The sequence below is a fragment of the Novosphingobium olei genome (assembly GCF_012927405.1).
GTDB classification, from domain to species: domain Bacteria; phylum Pseudomonadota; class Alphaproteobacteria; order Sphingomonadales; family Sphingomonadaceae; genus Novosphingobium; species Novosphingobium olei.
The window spans coordinates 88874-104845 of record NZ_JABBGM010000004.1; the positions used below are offsets into that span (position 1 = coordinate 88874).

Sequence of the window (15972 nt, forward strand, 5' to 3'; positions counted from 1 at the left end):
ATGGCCGTACTATGCCGCCCATTTATGCCCGTGCCACACCACAGGGCGCAGAATGCTGGGTATTGCCCGATGAGAGCAGCGCAAACTATCAGGGCTTTGCCCACGGCGCGTTCCTCGCCGCACTCGGCGAACAGGTGCTCTACCTGCCGCTGGCGCTGCACGACCGGCTAGGCACGGCCGGCGGCACGCTGACGGTCGACTTTGCGATGCAGTACCTCGCCGCCGCTGCGCTGGGCGTGCCGCTCGAGGGTGAGATCGCGTGCATCCGCGAGACAGGCCGCCTTGCCTTCATCCGCGGCACGTTGCGGCAGGATGGAGAGGCGGTGATGGGCTTCACCGCCACCTTGCGCAAACTCAAGAGCCGCACCCCGCCCAGCTTCGGGCCCGGCGCCGTCAGCGAGAACGGATAGGAACGCTCAGCTCCACACGGCTTCGGGCGGCAGGCTCATCAGGATCGCGTCGATATTGCCGCCGGTCTTCAGGCCGAACAGCGTGCCCCGGTCGTAGACCAGGTTGAACTCGGCGTAGCGGCCGCGCCACTGCAGCTGCTGCAGCTTGTCGGCATCGGTAAATGCCAAGCCCATCCGCCGCCGCACCAGCTTTGGGAACACGGACAAGAATGCTTCACCCACGTCGCGGGTGAAGGCGAAGTTGGCGGCAAAACCCGCTTCGTCTGCGCATTCCAGGTGATCGTAGAAGATCCCGCCGACGCCGCGATGCACCTTGCGGTGGGGAATATAGAAGTACTCGTCGGCCCAGGCCTTGAAGCGCGGGTAGTATTCGGGATTGTGGGCGTCGCAGGCAGCCTTGTAGGCGGCATGGAACTCCGCCGTATCCTCGGCATAGGGCATTGGCGGATTAAGATCGCCGCCGCCGCCGAACCACGCCTTCTGCGTCGTCAGGAAGCGGGTGTTCATGTGCACGGCCGGCACGTGCGGGTTGGCCATGTGCGCGACAAGGCTGATGCCCGTGGCGGTAAAGCCCGGATTCTCCGCGCTCGCCCCGTTGATCGATCCGGCAAATTCCTTCGAAAACGCGCCGCCCACGGTCGACACGTTGACACCGACTTTCTCGAACACGCGGCCCTTCATCAGCCCTTGCACGCCGCCGCCGCCGTTTTCGACCGGCTCGCCGTCATGCTGGCGATCCCACGGCGTGTACGTGAAGCGCGCATCGCTTCCCGCCTCACGCTCGATCGCCTCGAACTCGGCGCAGATCCTGTCGCGCAGGGATTCGAACCAGGCGCGGGCGGCGGCGGTCTCCTGCGACCAGTCAGTCTTGGGCGTGTCCATGGCGAGGCCCTTGCCAAGCAATCCGCCCTGCGGCAAGGGGAAGCCATGGTTCCCTTTTCGTTCGCAGGGCAGGAATGGCATCTCGGGGCGGCACGCGCGCTGTTCTGGGCAGAGGAGAACGCGCTCCTCGTGGCCGACCTGCACCTTGAAAAGGCAAGCTGGTTTGCCCGGTTCGGCCAGATGCTGCCTCCTTACGACAGCCGCGAGACGCTGGGCCGAATGGCCGATGCGATTCGCGCAACCGGCGCGACGCGGGTTTTCTGCCTGGGCGACAATTTCCACGATGCTGCCGGGCCTGAACGGCTCGAGTCCCACGCTGCCGGCATGCTCGAAGCACTGACCCGCGCGGTCGACTGGGTGTGGATCACCGGCAACCACGATGAAAAAGGCGGCGCGGCGCCGGGCACTTATGTACCCGAGCTGGCGGTGCGCGGCGTGGCCCTGCGGCACGTGGCGAAGTCGGGCGAAACCGCTCCAGAACTTTCCGGCCATTACCATCCCAAGCTGCGCATCGCCGCGCGCGGCCGCCGTATCGCGCGCCCCTGCGCGGTGATGAGCGATCACAAGCTGATCCTGCCCGCCTTCGGGGCGTTGACCGGCGGGCTCGACGCAGGCGACCCGGCCATCGTGCGCGCGATGCAGCCCGCCGCGGCGATCGATGCGCTGGTTCCAGCTGGCGAGCGGCTTGCCCGCTTCCCGGTCTGGCGCGACCCGCTGTGGCAGGATGGACGCGCTCCTGGTTGAACCGGAGGTCCTTGCGCACCATCTCGCAAGACTAGGCCTTTATCTGCTGCGCCATTGTGATATGAGCGCGCGCAAAGCCGCATTATCCGACCACATCAGGAGAGCACACAATAGCACCCCCTCCCCGGCGCATGATGGCGCCCCCCGTCAAGAGCGGGCCCCGCTACAACCACATGATCAACGTGCCCAAGGTGCGCGTGATCGATGAAGCAGGCGAAAACCTGGGGGTGATGTACACCCGCGAGGCGATCGAGCAGGCGGCCGAAGTCGGCCTCGACCTTGTCGAAGTCTCGCCGAACGCCGATCCGCCGGTGTGCAAGTTCCTCGATGTCGGCAAGTTCCGCTACGAGGCACAGAAGAAGGCGAATCTCGCCCGCAAGAGCCAGAAGACGCAGGAGATCAAGGAGATCAAGATGCGTCCGAACATCGATGACCACGACTACGAAACCAAGATGCGTAACGTGGTCAAGTTCATCGGCGAAGGCGACAAGGTCAAGATCACCCTGCGCTTCCGCGGCCGCGAGCTTTCGCACCAGCAGCTGGGCATGAACCTGCTGCGCAAGGTGCAGGACGATGTTGCCGAAATCGCCAAGATCGAAGCCTTCCCCCGCATGGAAGGCCGGCAGATGCTGATGGTGCTCGCGCCGAAGTAAGCACTGGCGCCACCGACAATAGCCAAAAAAGGGCGCCGGATCTGTTCCGGCGCCCTTTTTGTTTGCCTCTGCCGCAACCTTTCTGCTTGCACGGCGTATCGCTCCCGTCTCGCTGCAGCGCAACATTATCGCGGCATGTCGGGGCAGCATGGAGCGATAGATGGCCAACCGCACGCTGATCCAGTTCTTCCATTGGTACTCCCCCGGCGACGGAGCGATATGGCGCCAGTTGCGGGACGAGGCGCCGCGGCTCGCCGAGATGGGCGTGACCGACGTCTGGCTGCCGCCCGCGTGCAAGGGCGCAGCCGGGGCGATGTCGGTGGGGTACGATACCTACGACCTGTTCGACCTTGGCGAATTCGACCAGAAGGGCACGGTCGCGACGAAGTACGGCACCCGCGCCGAACTGGGAGACGCTGTCGATGCGCTCAGCGCGAACGGCATCGGCGCGATCTTCGATGTGGTGTTCAATCACAAGATGGGTGCGGACGAACGCGAGGAAGTGACCGTGCGCCGTGTCAACCCGGAGGACCGCAACCAAATCGAGGACGATGCCTTCACCGCGCTTGCCTGGACGCGCTTCACCTTTCCGGGGCGGCAGGGCGCGCATTCGGACTTCGTGTGGGACAAGCACTGCTTCGGCGGGGTCGACCATATCGAGCAGCCAGACGAGAACGGCTTGTTCAAGATCGAGAATGAGCACGATCTGGGCGGCTGGAACGAAGAGGTAGACGCACAGAACGGCAACTTCGACTACCTGATGGGCGCCGACATCGAAATGCGCAACCCGGCGGTTCAGGAAGAGCTAAAGCACTGGGGCCGCTGGATGGGCGAACAATTCCCCATCGCCGGCTTCCGCCTCGATGCTGCCAAGCACGTGCCAGCCTGGTTCTTCCGCGACTGGGTTGGTCACATGCGCGATTGCGTGGCGCCTGAAGCACTCGTCGTTGCCGAATACTGGCATCCCGATGTCGATGTGCTGCGCGGCTATCTCGATGCGGTGGATCATCAGCTGATGCTGTTCGACGTCGGCCTGCAGCACGCGATCCATCACGCATCGCGCGATGGGGCGGACTACGATTTGCGCACGCTGTTCGACGGCACGCTGGTGCAGTGCCTGCCTGATCACGCCATGACCATCGTCGCCAACCACGATACGCAGCCGTTGCAGGCATTGGAGACGCCGGTCGAGCCGTGGTTCAAACCGATCGCCTACGCCCTGATCCTGCTGCGTGAGCAGGGTATTCCCTGCGTGTTCCACGCCGATCTTTACGGCGCGCGCTATTCCGACACGGGGGGCGATGGCGAAAGTCACGAAGTGGAACTGCCGGCGCTCGGCTGCCTGCCCGCGCTGATTGCCGCGCGGGCGCGCTTCGCCAACGGGCCGCAGACCGATCTGGTCGACGACGATCCATCATGCATCGGCTTCGTGCGCCACGGCACCGCCGAAGCACCGGGCTGCGTCGTCGTGGTTTCCAAAGGCGGGGAGAACGGCAAGGACGTCGATCTCGGCCCCGAACAGGCCGACGCCACGTTCCGCTGCTGGCTGGCCCACCGCGAAGACACTGTCACCACGGACGGCGAAGGCCGCGCGCGCTTTCCCGTAAACGGCGGCAGCGTCTGCGTCTGGGTCCGCGCAGACGCGTGACCGCCTCTGCGTCGGGATCAGGGTCTACGGCCGGGTGATCCGCACCGACCAGCCCGCGCCTGCCTTGATCCCGTGCGCCTTGGCATAATCACCCTGGTTCAGCGCCACAGCGACGCTGAGCAGGCTGTTGATATAGACCATCGGTTGCCCGACCGGCACGTCTCCGAACGTGCGGGTATAAGGCGCGACCACCGTATCGACGACCTTGCCATCGTTCAGGAATTCGACCTTCACCTTGTCGCCCAGCTTGAACCCGGCCTTGGCGAACAGGTCCTGCGGCACATTGGTCCAGACATTGCCATAGGCGACATCGAGCGCCGGGATCATGCCCTTGAGCACGCCGGCTTCAAGCACAGGATGCTGGTAGGACAGCCGCACCAGCTTGGCCGGATCGACCTTGGGCCCGACCTGCTCCCATGAAATCGTGCCCGATGCGAGCCGCGCGCCGGTGTAGCCGAACACGTCGCGCCCGTGGAAGGTGTTGCTCTTTTCAGAACCGGCCAGACGGTTGACCTTCTCGTCGATTACCCGCGCCTCGTCGATGCCCTCGACCTCGTCGATCAGGGTGTAGAGCCCGTTGTCGGGGCCGATGTAGTAATGCCCGGCGCGGGTGCGCACGCCGATCGACAGGCGGCTGGTGCCCACGCCCGGATCGACCACGGTGACGAACACCGTGCCCTTGGGCCAGTACGGCGCGACCTGGTAAAGACGATAGGCACCGTCCCAGATGCCGTCGATCTGGTGCGACAAGTCCGAGATCAGCAGGTCCTGCGACACACCATAGGCAACGCCCTTCACTTCCGAGACGGCACCATCGACGGTGCCGAAGTCGGTCATAAGCACCAAGGGCGCGCGGGCTGGCGCCGCCGCCGGTGCAGCGGGCGCGGCAACGGGCTGCGCCGCCAGCGCTGACGGCAAGGCGGCAAGGCCCGTGCAAAGGCCCGCAAGAACGATCCAGCGCTTGAACATGACGTCCCCCTCGAACAATTACGCCGTCCTTCTCGGCGATGCGTCTGCGCAGTTCAAGGCGGGATAGCCAAGAAGGGAGCGGGTCGGGCTTTGCAGGCAGCCCCCCTTCCCCGTGCCGGCCGTGCCATGCTACCCCACATGCCAAAGGGATTTGGGGGAACACCGTGGCGGCATTCGATCTACGCAAGCTGGCGCTCGTCGTCGGCCCGCTCGGCTTTGCGGCCACGCTGATGTTCGCGCCCCCGGCAGGCATGCCGCAACCCGCGTGGTACGCCGCCGGCCTGCTGTGGTGGATGGCGGTGTGGTGGATGACGGAAGCGATGCCGCTGTCGGCCACCGCGCTGCTGCCATTCATCGTCCTGCCGCTCACCGGCGTGGCCGATGCCAATAAGACCGCGTCCGCCTATTATTCGCCGATCATGTTCCTGTTCGTCGGCGGCGCGTTCCTCGCCCTCGCGATTGAACGCACCGGTCTGCACCGCCGCCTTGCGCTCGCCATGCTGCGCCACGCGGGGTCCAGTCCGTTTCGCCTGCTGCTGGCGGTGATGGCAGCGACGGCGACAATCTCGACGATGATCTCCAACACCTCGACCGCGCTGATCATGATGCCGATGGCGCTGGCTATTCTCGCCTCGGGCGGGGTGAAGCCGGGCGAGACCAACGGCATGGCCGGTGCGCTGCCGATGGGGGTCGCCTTCGCCGCCACGCTGGGCGGATATGGAACGATCGTCGGCACGCCGACCAACGCCATCGCCGTCGCGTTGCTCGACCGCACGCTGGGCGTCCAAATAAGTTTCATCGAGTGGTCGGCCTTCGGCATGCCGGTGGTGCTGATCGGTGTGCCGCTTGCCGCGTGGCTGATCGCGCGGGTCCACGGCCTGCGCGCCGACAGCTTCGATCCCGCCGCCGCGCGCGACGCGATCGAGCACTCGGTCGAATGGACGCTTCCCGAAAAGCGCCTTGTCCCGGTGTTTGCGCTCGCCGTGCTCGCCTGGGTGACGCAGCCGCTGACCGAGCCGCTGTTTCCGAAAGGCGGGCTGACCGACGGCACCATCGCCGCCATCGCCGGCCTTGTCCTGTTCGTGCTGCCCGATGGCACGGGCCGTCCGATGCTGCTGTGGAAGGAAGCGAACCGCGCACCGTGGGACGTGGTGCTGATGTTCGGCGGCGGGCTGTCGATGGCCATGGGGATGAGCGAATCGGGGCTCGCCGACTGGCTGGGAAAAGCCATGCTGCCGCTGGCCAACGTGCCCCTGCCGATCGTGGCGCTGGTACTGGTCGCCTTCGTCGTGGTCGTGACCGAATTTGCCAGCAACATTGCCGCGGCCAGCGGGATCATGCCGGTTGTCGCCGCGCTGTGCGGCGCGCTGGGGGCCGATCCGATCCTCCTTGCCCTGCCCGCCGCGCTCGCCGCCAGCTGGGGCTTCATGCTACCGGCCGGCACTGGCCCCAACGCGCTCGCCTGGGCCACCGGGCACATCGCCATGCCGCGCGTGCTCAAGGCGGGGCTTGCGCTCGATCTTGCAGGCGCGGTCCTGATTGTCGTGGTGGTCTGGTCGGTGGCGCAGGTGCTGCACTTCTGACCAGTGCGCTCCGCACATTTCCCTCTTCCCCATTCCGCCAATTTGGCACTAAGATATCACGCGTAGGCCGCCGCCCCGTCGTCGTTCACCATTGTGACCGGCGACACAGCAAGAACCGGGCGAGCAGGCCAGATAGGGCGCACCACCACAAACCGGCAACGGGAAGAGGGCCATACCGTGCGCAGGATCATCACGTCATTGCTGGCAGGCGGCGCCTTGAGCGCGGCGCTCGTTGGTATCGCATTCGTACCGTCGGACAGCGCGATGAGCGCCGACCATCTTGATCCGCCGACGCGCACCGACGCCGGCTTCGACGCCACGCCCGATGTGCCCGCCGATATCGCCGACGTTTTCGCCTGGCATTCGAACGGCACGGTGAAGATCGCGATGACCTTTGCCGGCCCTGTCGCGACGACCGATCCGCTGCACTACGATCGAGACGTTCTCTACAAGATCCACATCTCGACCAAGGCGCCCGGCACCACCGACGAATTCACGATCCGGGCCCGCTTCGGCAAGGGATCGGGCGACAAGGACTGGGGCGTGCGCTTCGAAGGCGTGCCCGGGGTCGGCACGATCGAAGGGCCGGTCGAAGCCACGCTGGAAAAAGACGGGGTCAAGGCGCGCGCCGGCCTGTTCGACGAACCGTTCTTCTTCGACCTGATCGGCTTTCGAGAAACGCGCTCGTTCGGCGAGATCCGCATCCGCAACAACCGCAATTTCTTCGACGGGCAGAACGACACTGCAATCGTGTTCGAAATTCCTGACGCCAAGTTCGGCGGTGATGTCAGCCAGCTGGAATTGTGGGGCCAGACCTTGCGCTTCGGAGGGAACCTGTGATGGCCAACACGTTCCCCATCCGCGCCGCTGCGTTGTTTGCCGCGCCGCTTGCGCTGGTCCTCACCCTCGCGGCTTGTGGCGATGATGGCGCGGGCAGCACCGTCGTCGTGCCGGCTCCGCTGCCGAGCACTACCAGCACGCCCACTGCGACGCCCACCGCGACCGAGATCGCCTACGATGTCAGCCCGTGCTTCACCCAGACGATCCAGGGCCAGACGGGGGCTACCGCCACCCTGAAGGGAATCATCATCCCCGATACGCTCAAACTCGATATTACCCGCGCGACACGCTGGCCCAATGGCCGCCACCCGTCCGATCCCGTGGTCGACCTGTTGCTGGCAACGCTGTTCCTCGACATGAGCGCTTCGGGACAGGGTCCGAACACACTGGCCAATATCCCGCTCGATCCGCCATCGAACGACAAGCCCTTCAGCCTCACTTTCCCGTTCCTGGCGACGCCCAACGGATCACCGCAGGTGGCGAGCGGCACGGGCAGTGGCTTCAACTTCCGCACCGATGCCGACAGCGCCTACGTCAACGTCGACCGCATGGGCAATCCGGCCGTGGCCACCGCACTGATCCGCAGCCCTAAAAAGGTTGAGTACAACGACGACAATCCCGCTACGGACGAAACGGACAAGTACTTCGCGGAGGAGAAGGCCGATCTTGGCGAGCTGTTCCACCTGATCGGAGACGATCTGGTTGGGCTGGGCCTCAAGATTTGCGCCAAGACCTCCTGACCCACGCGTTTCGGTCGCCCTTTAAATGAACGAAACCGGGGAAAGCAGGCGCCGCGCGCCCTGGCCGTTGCTCCTGCTTATCGCCGTCCTGGTGGTGCTGGCGGCAGGCTTTGGCGTACGGTCATGGCGCCAGCACCATCAGGGCCCTCCGGACCCCGACCCCGTCGCCATCCGTCCGTGGTTCGGCCCGAAGACCGCGGCCGAAGCCATTGTGCTGGCCGATAGCCAGATCACCGGCGCGCGCGAGCGGATCGAGCGCGGGCAAAAGGACTGGCTCCATCTTGAGATCCTGGGCGACACGCTGGTCGGTCGTTACCGCCTGACCGGCCGCTGGGACGACCTTGCCGAGGCGGACCGCACGCTGACCGAAGCGCTTGCGCTGGCCGAATACCCCGCCGGGCCGAGCCTCAGCCGCGCGGCGCTTTCGAACACATTGCACCGCCTACCGGAAGTCGAAACGACGCTGGCGAGGTTTGACGCGCAAGCAGCAAAGCCCTTGCCCGACGAAGCATCGAGCGCCCTCGCCCTGCGCGGCGATGTCGCGATGCAGCGTGGCGACTATGCAGCAGCACGCGATCTTTACGGCAAGGCAGAGGCAGCGGCCAACAATGCTGGCCTTGCGCTGCGCCAGTCGATGCTCGCGCTGCGCACCGGCGATCCGGAACTTGCCCGTCGCCGGGTCAATGCGGTGCTTCGCGGCAAGCGGCTGACGCGCCAGGCGCTGCAGACCGCCGCGCTGCAGCGCGCGACCATCGCTTATGCCACGGGCGACTGGGCCACGGCCGGTCGATGGGTCCGCTGGGCCGATGCGGTCTTTCCCGGGCAATGGCTGGCGCAGGCCTTCGTCGCGCAGCAAGCCGCAGTGGAGGGGCGCGCGGACGAAGCGGTGCACCGCTACACCGATCTTGCGAACCGCAGCAACGCGCCCGAAGTCATGGACGCGCTCGCCCACCTGCTGCGTCTGCAGGGGCGGCGCGATGCCAGCAATGTGTGGGCTGCGCGCGCCGGAACCTTGTGGGCCAGGCGCGTGGCGGCCCTCCCCACTGCAGCCTATGCCCACGCTGCCGAGCATGAACTGGCGGTCGGCAATCCGGCCCGCGCACTCGACCTTGCGCGCAAGGACGCCGCGCTGCGCCCCCACGGCGCGACGCTGGCGCTGCTCGCCCGCGCACAACTGCTGACCGGCGATGCCAAGGCTGCGCTGGCGACGATCGAGCGCGCCGAAAAGGGCGGCTGGCGCTCTGCGCTGTTGCTGATGCAAAAGGCCGAGGCGCTGGACGCGCTGGGCCGCGACGGCGAGGCGCAAGCCGCGCGCAATGCCGCGCTGGCGATCAATCCCCACGCCGCCGATCCCGCCGCGCGGTACGTGTGGTTCGGGCATGACTGAATTGCGGCGCTGGCTGGCGACACTGTTCCTGCTTTTCCTGTCCACGCCTGCCGCCGCACACCTCACGCCCAATTCCGAAATTCGGCTAGACTTCGCCCCCGGTGCAGTCACCGCCGACGTGGTCGTGCCGCAGAGCGAATTCGGCTACGCGACCGGGCTTGCCACCGACAACAGCCCTCGCAGCATAAGCGCCGCATCGCGCTACCTGCTCTCGCACATGGCCGTCGTCGCCCCATCGGGCGCGCACTGGAAGGTGGAAATACGCCGGCTGCGCTTCGAGACGATCGCCGGGGCGCCAGATCTCCACGCCAGCCTCGTGCTGCTGCCACCTCCCGGCGCAAGCGACCGCGCTTTCCGCTTCGACTGGCGCGTCATAACCAGTGAAGTCCCGACCCATTTCGCGCTGCTGGTCGTCGGCGGCGATCTCGTCGGCGGCACGGCGGAGGCGCGCGAACTGGTAGGCGCGCTCACCGCTGCGCGGCCCAGCCTTATGGTCGACCGAGGCGATGTCGGCCTGCCCTCGCTCCTTGCCAGCGCGTTCCGCCTCGGTGCGCGGCACATCGCGGAGGGGACCGACCACTTGCTGTTCCTGCTAGCCCTGCTGCTCCCCGCGCCGCTGCTGGCGCGCGGCGGTCGCTGGAGCGGAAGGCGCTCGACCCGCGAGACAATTCGCCATCTCGCCGCGATCGTTACCGCTTTCACCATCGGTCACAGCACCACGCTGATCCTCGCCGCGCTGTTCGGCGCACGCCTCCCCGCAGCGCCGGTCGAAGCGGGGATCGCCTTCTCGGTCCTCGTCTCTGCGATCCATGCGGCAAGGCCGCTGTTCCCGGGGCGCGAGGCGATCGTCGCAGGGCTGTTCGGCCTTGTCCACGGCCTCGCCTTCGCCACCACCATCGCCAACTTCGGGCTCGACCTTGCGACGCGGGCCACCGCGATCCTCGGCTTCAACCTGGGCATCGAGGCGGTGCAGCTGATCGTCGTGCTGGTCGCTCTGCCGGTTCTGATGACGCTGCCCCGGCTGCGGAACGGCAACGCAGTGCGGCTCGTTCTGGCGGGCGCGACCGGCCTTGCCGCGCTTGTCTGGCTCGCCGAGCGAACCGGGCTGGCATAGCAGTCAGTTGTTGGTTACAGTTGAAACCAATAGAGTTTTGCCAGAGGATTTCCGATGACCGCCAGCCCGTCCGACCGCACGCTCAAGCCTTCCACCCGGATGATGGGCGCGGGCTACGACCCCAAGTTGTCCGAAGGCGCATTGAAGCCGCCAATCTTCCTCACCTCGACCTTCGCTTTCGAAAGCGCGGCGGCGGGCAAGCGCCATTTCGAAGGCATCACCGGCAAGCGCCCGGGCGGCGCGGACGGGCTCGTCTATGGCCGGTTCAACGGACCCGACCAGGAAATCCTCGAAGATCGCCTCGCCATCTGGGACGAAGCGGAACAGAGCCTCGTGTTCTCGAGCGGCATGTCCGCCATCGCCACGCTGCTGCTCGCCCAATGCGGGCAAGGCGATGTCGTGGTGCATTCGGGCCCGCTCTATGCCGCGACCGAAACCTTCATCGCCAAGATCCTCTCTCGCTTCGGCGTGACGTATCTGGACTTCCCTGCCGGAGCGACGCAGGCCGAAATCGCGGCCCTGCTTGAACAGGGCAAGGCGCAGGCGGCGAAGCAGGGCGGCAAGCTGGCGCTGGTCTATCTCGAAAGCCCGGCCAACCCGACCAACGCGCTGGTCGACATCGAGGCGGTGCGCGCCGCGCGCGACGCGGTGCTGGGCGCGGACGGCGCGCCGATTGCGATCGACAACACCTTCCTCGGCCCCTTGTGGCAGCAGCCGCTGCGCCATGGCGCCGATGTGGTGGTCTATTCGCTGACCAAGTACGTCGGCGGCCATTCCGACCTTGTCGCCGGCGGCCTGTCGGGCGCGAAGAAGTGGATGGACCCGATCCGCTCGCTTCGCAACGTGATGGGCACGATCCTCGATCCGCATTCGTCGTGGATGCTGCTGAGGAGCCTCGAAACGGTCGAGCTGCGCATGACCCGCGCCGGGGAGAACGCCGCCAAGGTCTGCGCCTTCCTCAAGGACCATCCCAAGGTCGACGGCCTCGGCTACCTCGGCATGATCGCCGACGCACGCCAGCAGGACATCTTCGACCGCCACTGCAGCGGCGCCGGCTCCACCTTCTCGCTGTTCATCAAGGGCGGCGAGGCGGAGTCCTTCCGCTTCCTCGATGCCTTGCGCATCGCCAAGCTCGCGGTCAGCCTCGGCGGCACCGAAACGCTCGCCAGCCATCCTGCCGCGATGACGCATCTTTCCGTACCGGACGAGCGCAAGGCCGCGCTCGGCATCACCGACAACCTCGTGCGCGTGTCGATCGGCATCGAGGACCCCGACGACCTGATCGCCGACTTCGCGCAGGCGCTCGACGCGATTTAGGCCTGTAATACCGCTCGACTTCGCTCGCCAGTATCGGAGGCAAGGTTTCCGTCTCCGTAGCCCTGAGCTTGTCGAAGGGCCGTTCTTCTTCGTTGCAGCCCCTCCCTGACCGACAAGAAGGGCAGCCCTTCGACAAGCTCAGGGCGGACGGGGTGGAACGGCCACCGTAAGCTCACACCGATCCGTTCGTGTCGAGCGAAGTCGAGACACACTGGACAAGCTCCACGCGCTTCCCCCAAGATCGCACGCGGGATGGACAGAAACGGGGACCTCTCGGCGCTCTCGGCGGGCGCCAATTCCGTGCTCGGCTCGCCGCTGCGGCTGCTGTCGGGTACGGTGATCTATGTCGCCACGCTGTTCGTCATCTCGACCATGGGCTACGTCCGCGCGGGCTGGCCGCTCGGCGATGCGGCCTACATGGTGCTGTTGACGATCTTCTCGGTCGGCTATGGCGAGATCCGCCCGGTCGACACCACGTTCCTGCGGCTGTGGACGACGATGACGATCGTGCTCGGCTGCACCGGCATGATCGTGCTGACCGGCGCGCTCGTGCAGGTCTTCACCCTCTTCCAGTTCCGTCGCCTGCTGGGGCTCGACAAGATGCAGACCGAGATCGAAAAGCTGAACAACCACGCGATCATCTGCGGCTATGGCCGGATCGGCGTGCAACTCGCCAAGGCGTTGACCGAGGCGCGGCACCTTTCCTGATCCTCGAACGAAGCGTGGCCAAGGCCGAGGAGGCCAAGGCGCATGGCTACCTGACGCTGATCGGCGAAGCGACGCAGGAGGAGACGCTGCGCGATGCCGGGATCGAACGCGCCCGCGTGCTCGCGTCAGTGCTGCCCGACGATGCCGCCAACGTGTTCATCACGCTTTCGGCCAAGAACCTCAACCCCCGCGTCCAGATCATCGCGCGCGGCGAAGCCCCCAGCACCGAAAGCAAGCTGTTCCACGCCGGCGCCGACAAGGTCGTGCTGCCCACGCACATCGGCGCCGAACGGATCACCGAACTGATCCTCTACCCCGCGACCGATGCGGTGACGCAAGGCGCGGAGATGGGGGCGGTCAAGCGCAACCTCCACGACTTCGGCCTTGACCTGGAGGTGGTGCGGGCCGCCGAAAAGGGCGCGCTGACCGGCGAAAGCGTGGGCGAAGCAGAGCGGCGCGGCAACGGTGCGTTCTTCATCGTGCGCATCGAGCGCGCCAATGGCCAGTCGATCGAGCATCCGGGCGAGGACGTGAAGATCGAGGCGGGCGATCAGGTCATGCTGGTGGTGCGCGGCAGCCGCCTTTCGGCCGGCGCGATCTTCACCACGCCGGCGCGGCCGGTGAAGCAGGGGCGGACCTGGTCGACCTAATCCCGCCCGTTGCGCCAGCGCCATCCGCCTTGCGTGCGGCGCGATGCGATGACCACCAGCAGGACAGTTGCCACGCCCATCGCGACCGGGCGCTGCCAACCCGATAGCATCGCGTTCGAAAGCGCCATCGCCACGATATAGGTCGCCAGCAGTGCCCAGCCCTGCCACGCGATTGGCATCCCTACGCCATAGCCGTATCGCTTGGCGGCAAACCACGGAGCGGGTGTCTTGAATTTCATGGCGAGCCTATGCACAAAGGGTCGGTCACCCTCATCGCAAAGTGGCGTTTGCACGGCAGACGTCAATCCCCGCCGCAACGACTGCGGGGCATTGGCTCACCCCTTGGGCCACTATCACCCGCAAGCTGCGTCGCGCATATATTTTGGTGAACAAGGGGGGGGGGGGAGCGATGGTTTCGGCGCGGTTCAAGGAATGCCTGCTCGACGTCTATCTGAGCGTCTATGCCGCCGAAGCGGTTTTCGAAGTCATGCTGGTTCGGGCGCAGGACGGCGAGCAGCGCTATATCCTCTCGACGCTGCTCCAGGCGGAAACCGAGGCCAAGGTGGTGATGCGGCCACTGCTCACCCGGCTTGGCCTTCCGATCACCGACAGCGAAGGCACCAGTGTGGGCGGTGCGGCGGCGGCCAACCAGCTCAGTTCCCTGCCGTGGACGGACCGGTTCGACGCGCTGGGCGACATGATCCGCGCGACCTACCTGCCCCGCTATCTCGAACTCGCCACGCTGGTCACGCCGGAGGAGGACGCCGAAGCCGCAGCGATCGCGCGCTTCATGGGCGAGCACGAGCAGGCCGTGCTGCAAGTGGCCGACAACGTGGTGCAAGGGGTGCCCGATCCTGCAGCGCCGCTCGCCGCCCTGCTCCACTTCCCGCTGGTGCGCCCCACGCTTATGTAGAACCAGATCACCTCACTTCGGCATGCGGTTCCAGGCATCGAGGGCGGCGATCTTGTAGGCTTCGGCGAGCGTCGGATAGTTGAAGGTGTTCTCGATGAAGTAGTCGAGCGTGCCCTTGAGGTTCAGCACCGCCTGCCCGATGTGGATCAGTTCGGTCGCGCCCTCGCCCATGATGTGCACGCCGAGCAGGCGGCGGGTCTTCAACGAGAAGAGCATCTTCATCATGCCGGAGTTGAGGCCCATGATGTGTCCCCGGCTGGTTTCGCGGAAGCGCGCGATGCCCACTTCGTAACCGATGCCGCGCGCCTTCACTTCCTGTTCGTTCATGCCCACGGTCGAGATCTCGGGCACGGCGTAGATGCCATAAGGGAAGTACTGCGGCGCGGGCGGCAGCGGCAGGCCGAAGGCGTGGCAGGCGGCGATGCGGCCCTGCTCCATCGAAGTGGAGGCAAGGCTCGGGAAGCCGATCACGTCACCCGCGGCATAGATGTGGGGCACGCTCGTCTGGAACGTCTTGGGATCGACCGCGATGCGCCCGCGATGGTCAGTGGCCAGCCCGCAATGCTCGAGCCCGAGGTCTGCGGTCGCGCCGGTGCGCCCGGCGGCATAGAGCAGCATCTCGCTGCGCACGCTCCGTCCGTCGGCCAGTGTCGTGGTGACCCATCCTCCGGGGTCCTTCACCACCGATGCGACCGGCGATCCGAGGCGGATGATCATGCCGCGATCGCGCAGTTCGTGGGTGAATTCGTCAATTATCTCGCGATCGACGAAATCGAGGAAGGTCTCGCGCGGCTCGACCAGGGTGACCGGCACGTCCATGGCGGAAAAGATCGTCGCATATTCGATGCCGATCACGCCCGCGCCCACCACGCACAGGCTGCGCGGCACGCGCAGGTCCTCGATGATCGTATCGGAATCGATCACGTGGGTGCCATCGAAGGGCACGTTGTCGGGGCGGAACGGCACCGTGCCCACCGCGATCAACACGCGCTCGCCATGCACCGCAAGTTCGCTGCCGTCGCCGCGCGTGATCGTGACTTCGTGCGCACCCGTGTAGCGCGCCGTGCCCGAAATCGTGCGGATCATGTTGCGGTGGAACTGATGCTCCAGCACGGCCACTTCGTGCTCCAGCGTCTTGCCAAGGCGGTGGGTCAGGTCGTCTCCGCCGATCTCCTGCTTCACACGATACGAATGCCCATAGAACCCGCGCTCGCGCCAGCCCGAAAGGTTCAGCACGGTTTCGCGCAGCGTCTTCGACGGGATCGTGCCGGTATGGACCGAGACCCCGCCCACCCGGCGGCGGCCTTCCACCACCAGCACCCGCTTGCCCAGCTTGGCCGCCTGCACGGCCGCGCGGCGGCCCGCCGGTCCCGAGCCGATGACGATCAGGTCATATGCATCCATGCCTTGTGCC

The 15972-nt window shown here is 66.1% G+C and carries 17 protein-coding genes; 13 read left to right on the forward strand and 4 right to left on the reverse strand.

From position 1 onward, the window contains the following. The first annotated feature begins 62 nt into the window (after positions 1–62). On the forward strand, positions 63–410 hold the full coding sequence (locus HHL27_RS10545; RefSeq protein WP_169493375.1) for a PaaI family thioesterase: 348 nt from the start codon (positions 63–65) through the stop codon (positions 408–410). 6 nt (positions 411–416) lie between these two features. Here HHL27_RS10545 and hemF read toward each other — a convergent pair whose 3' ends face one another. Next, positions 417–1292, reverse strand: coding sequence for an oxygen-dependent coproporphyrinogen oxidase (gene hemF, locus HHL27_RS10550; RefSeq protein ID WP_169493376.1), 876 nt, complete (start codon positions 1290–1292; stop codon positions 417–419). 45 nt (positions 1293–1337) lie between these two features. On the opposite strand from hemF, the gene pdeM reads away from it, so the two are divergent. The 3 genes from pdeM to amyA all read left to right on the forward strand — a co-directional run bounded on the left by pdeM (position 1338) and on the right by amyA (position 4337). After that, positions 1338–2036: a ligase-associated DNA damage response endonuclease PdeM gene (gene pdeM / locus HHL27_RS10555; RefSeq protein ID WP_169493377.1), complete on the forward strand. Its 699-nt coding sequence runs from the start codon at positions 1338–1340 to the stop codon at positions 2034–2036. A 131-nt stretch (positions 2037–2167) separates the two neighbouring features. Next, a complete protein-coding gene (gene infC / locus HHL27_RS10560; protein WP_169493378.1) occupies positions 2168–2689 on the forward strand; it encodes a translation initiation factor IF-3 in 522 nt (173 codons plus the stop codon). 160 nt (positions 2690–2849) lie between these two features. Continuing rightward, the gene (amyA, locus tag HHL27_RS10565; protein WP_169493379.1) at positions 2850–4337 is read left to right on the forward strand and encodes an alpha-amylase; all 1488 of its coding nucleotides are present in this window, start codon (positions 2850–2852) and stop codon (positions 4335–4337) included. Positions 4338–4361: 24 nt separating this feature from the next. Here amyA and HHL27_RS10570 read toward each other — a convergent pair whose 3' ends face one another. Next, positions 4362–5324, reverse strand: coding sequence for an SAM hydrolase/SAM-dependent halogenase family protein (locus tag HHL27_RS10570; protein WP_206069535.1), 963 nt, complete (start codon positions 5322–5324; stop codon positions 4362–4364). A gap of 212 nt (positions 5325–5536) precedes the next feature. Between HHL27_RS10570 and HHL27_RS10575 the strand changes: the two genes are divergently transcribed. From HHL27_RS10575 to HHL27_RS22790, 8 genes are all read left to right on the forward strand, one after another. After that, positions 5537–6889, forward strand: coding sequence for an SLC13 family permease (locus HHL27_RS10575; RefSeq protein WP_206069555.1), 1353 nt, complete (start codon positions 5537–5539; stop codon positions 6887–6889). A gap of 177 nt (positions 6890–7066) precedes the next feature. After that, positions 7067–7729 carry a hypothetical protein gene (locus tag HHL27_RS10580; RefSeq protein WP_169493382.1) on the forward strand — a complete coding sequence of 221 codons (663 nt, stop codon included), beginning with the start codon at positions 7067–7069 and terminating at the stop codon, positions 7727–7729. Further along, positions 7729–8469 carry a hypothetical protein gene (locus HHL27_RS10585; protein ID WP_169493383.1) on the forward strand — a complete coding sequence of 247 codons (741 nt, stop codon included), beginning with the start codon at positions 7729–7731 and terminating at the stop codon, positions 8467–8469. Before HHL27_RS10580 ends, HHL27_RS10585 begins: the two co-directional genes overlap by 1 nt. A gap of 25 nt (positions 8470–8494) precedes the next feature. Then, positions 8495–9856, forward strand: coding sequence for a tetratricopeptide repeat protein (locus HHL27_RS10590; RefSeq protein ID WP_169493384.1), 1362 nt, complete (start codon positions 8495–8497; stop codon positions 9854–9856). Beyond that, positions 9849–10970, forward strand: coding sequence for a HupE/UreJ family protein (locus tag HHL27_RS10595; RefSeq protein WP_169493385.1), 1122 nt, complete (start codon positions 9849–9851; stop codon positions 10968–10970). Before HHL27_RS10590 ends, HHL27_RS10595 begins: the two co-directional genes overlap by 8 nt. 54 nt (positions 10971–11024) lie before the next feature. Continuing rightward, positions 11025–12287, forward strand: coding sequence for a cystathionine gamma-synthase family protein (locus tag HHL27_RS10600; RefSeq protein WP_169493386.1), 1263 nt, complete (start codon positions 11025–11027; stop codon positions 12285–12287). 252 nt (positions 12288–12539) lie between these two features. After that, a complete protein-coding gene (locus tag HHL27_RS22785; protein WP_338114874.1) occupies positions 12540–12995 on the forward strand; it encodes an ion channel in 456 nt (151 codons plus the stop codon). A gap of 14 nt (positions 12996–13009) precedes the next feature. Beyond that, positions 13010–13645, forward strand: a complete 636-nt coding sequence (locus HHL27_RS22790) for a potassium channel family protein (protein WP_338114875.1) — start codon at positions 13010–13012, stop codon at positions 13643–13645. On the opposite strand, the gene HHL27_RS10610 is transcribed toward HHL27_RS22790, so the two are convergent. Further along, on the reverse strand, positions 13642–13884 hold the full coding sequence (locus HHL27_RS10610; protein ID WP_169493387.1) for a hypothetical protein: 243 nt from the start codon (positions 13882–13884) through the stop codon (positions 13642–13644). The two genes, HHL27_RS22790 and HHL27_RS10610, sit on opposite strands and share 4 nt — an antisense overlap. Before the next feature lie 170 nt (positions 13885–14054). Here HHL27_RS10610 and HHL27_RS10615 point away from each other — a divergent pair, with 170 nt between their 5' ends. Then, the gene (locus HHL27_RS10615; protein WP_169493388.1) at positions 14055–14558 is read left to right on the forward strand and encodes a hypothetical protein; all 504 of its coding nucleotides are present in this window, start codon (positions 14055–14057) and stop codon (positions 14556–14558) included. 12 nt (positions 14559–14570) lie between these two features. Here HHL27_RS10615 and sthA read toward each other — a convergent pair whose 3' ends face one another. Continuing rightward, positions 14571–15962, reverse strand: coding sequence for a Si-specific NAD(P)(+) transhydrogenase (gene sthA, locus HHL27_RS10620; RefSeq protein WP_169493389.1), 1392 nt, complete (start codon positions 15960–15962; stop codon positions 14571–14573). Positions 15963–15972 lie beyond the last annotated feature (10 nt).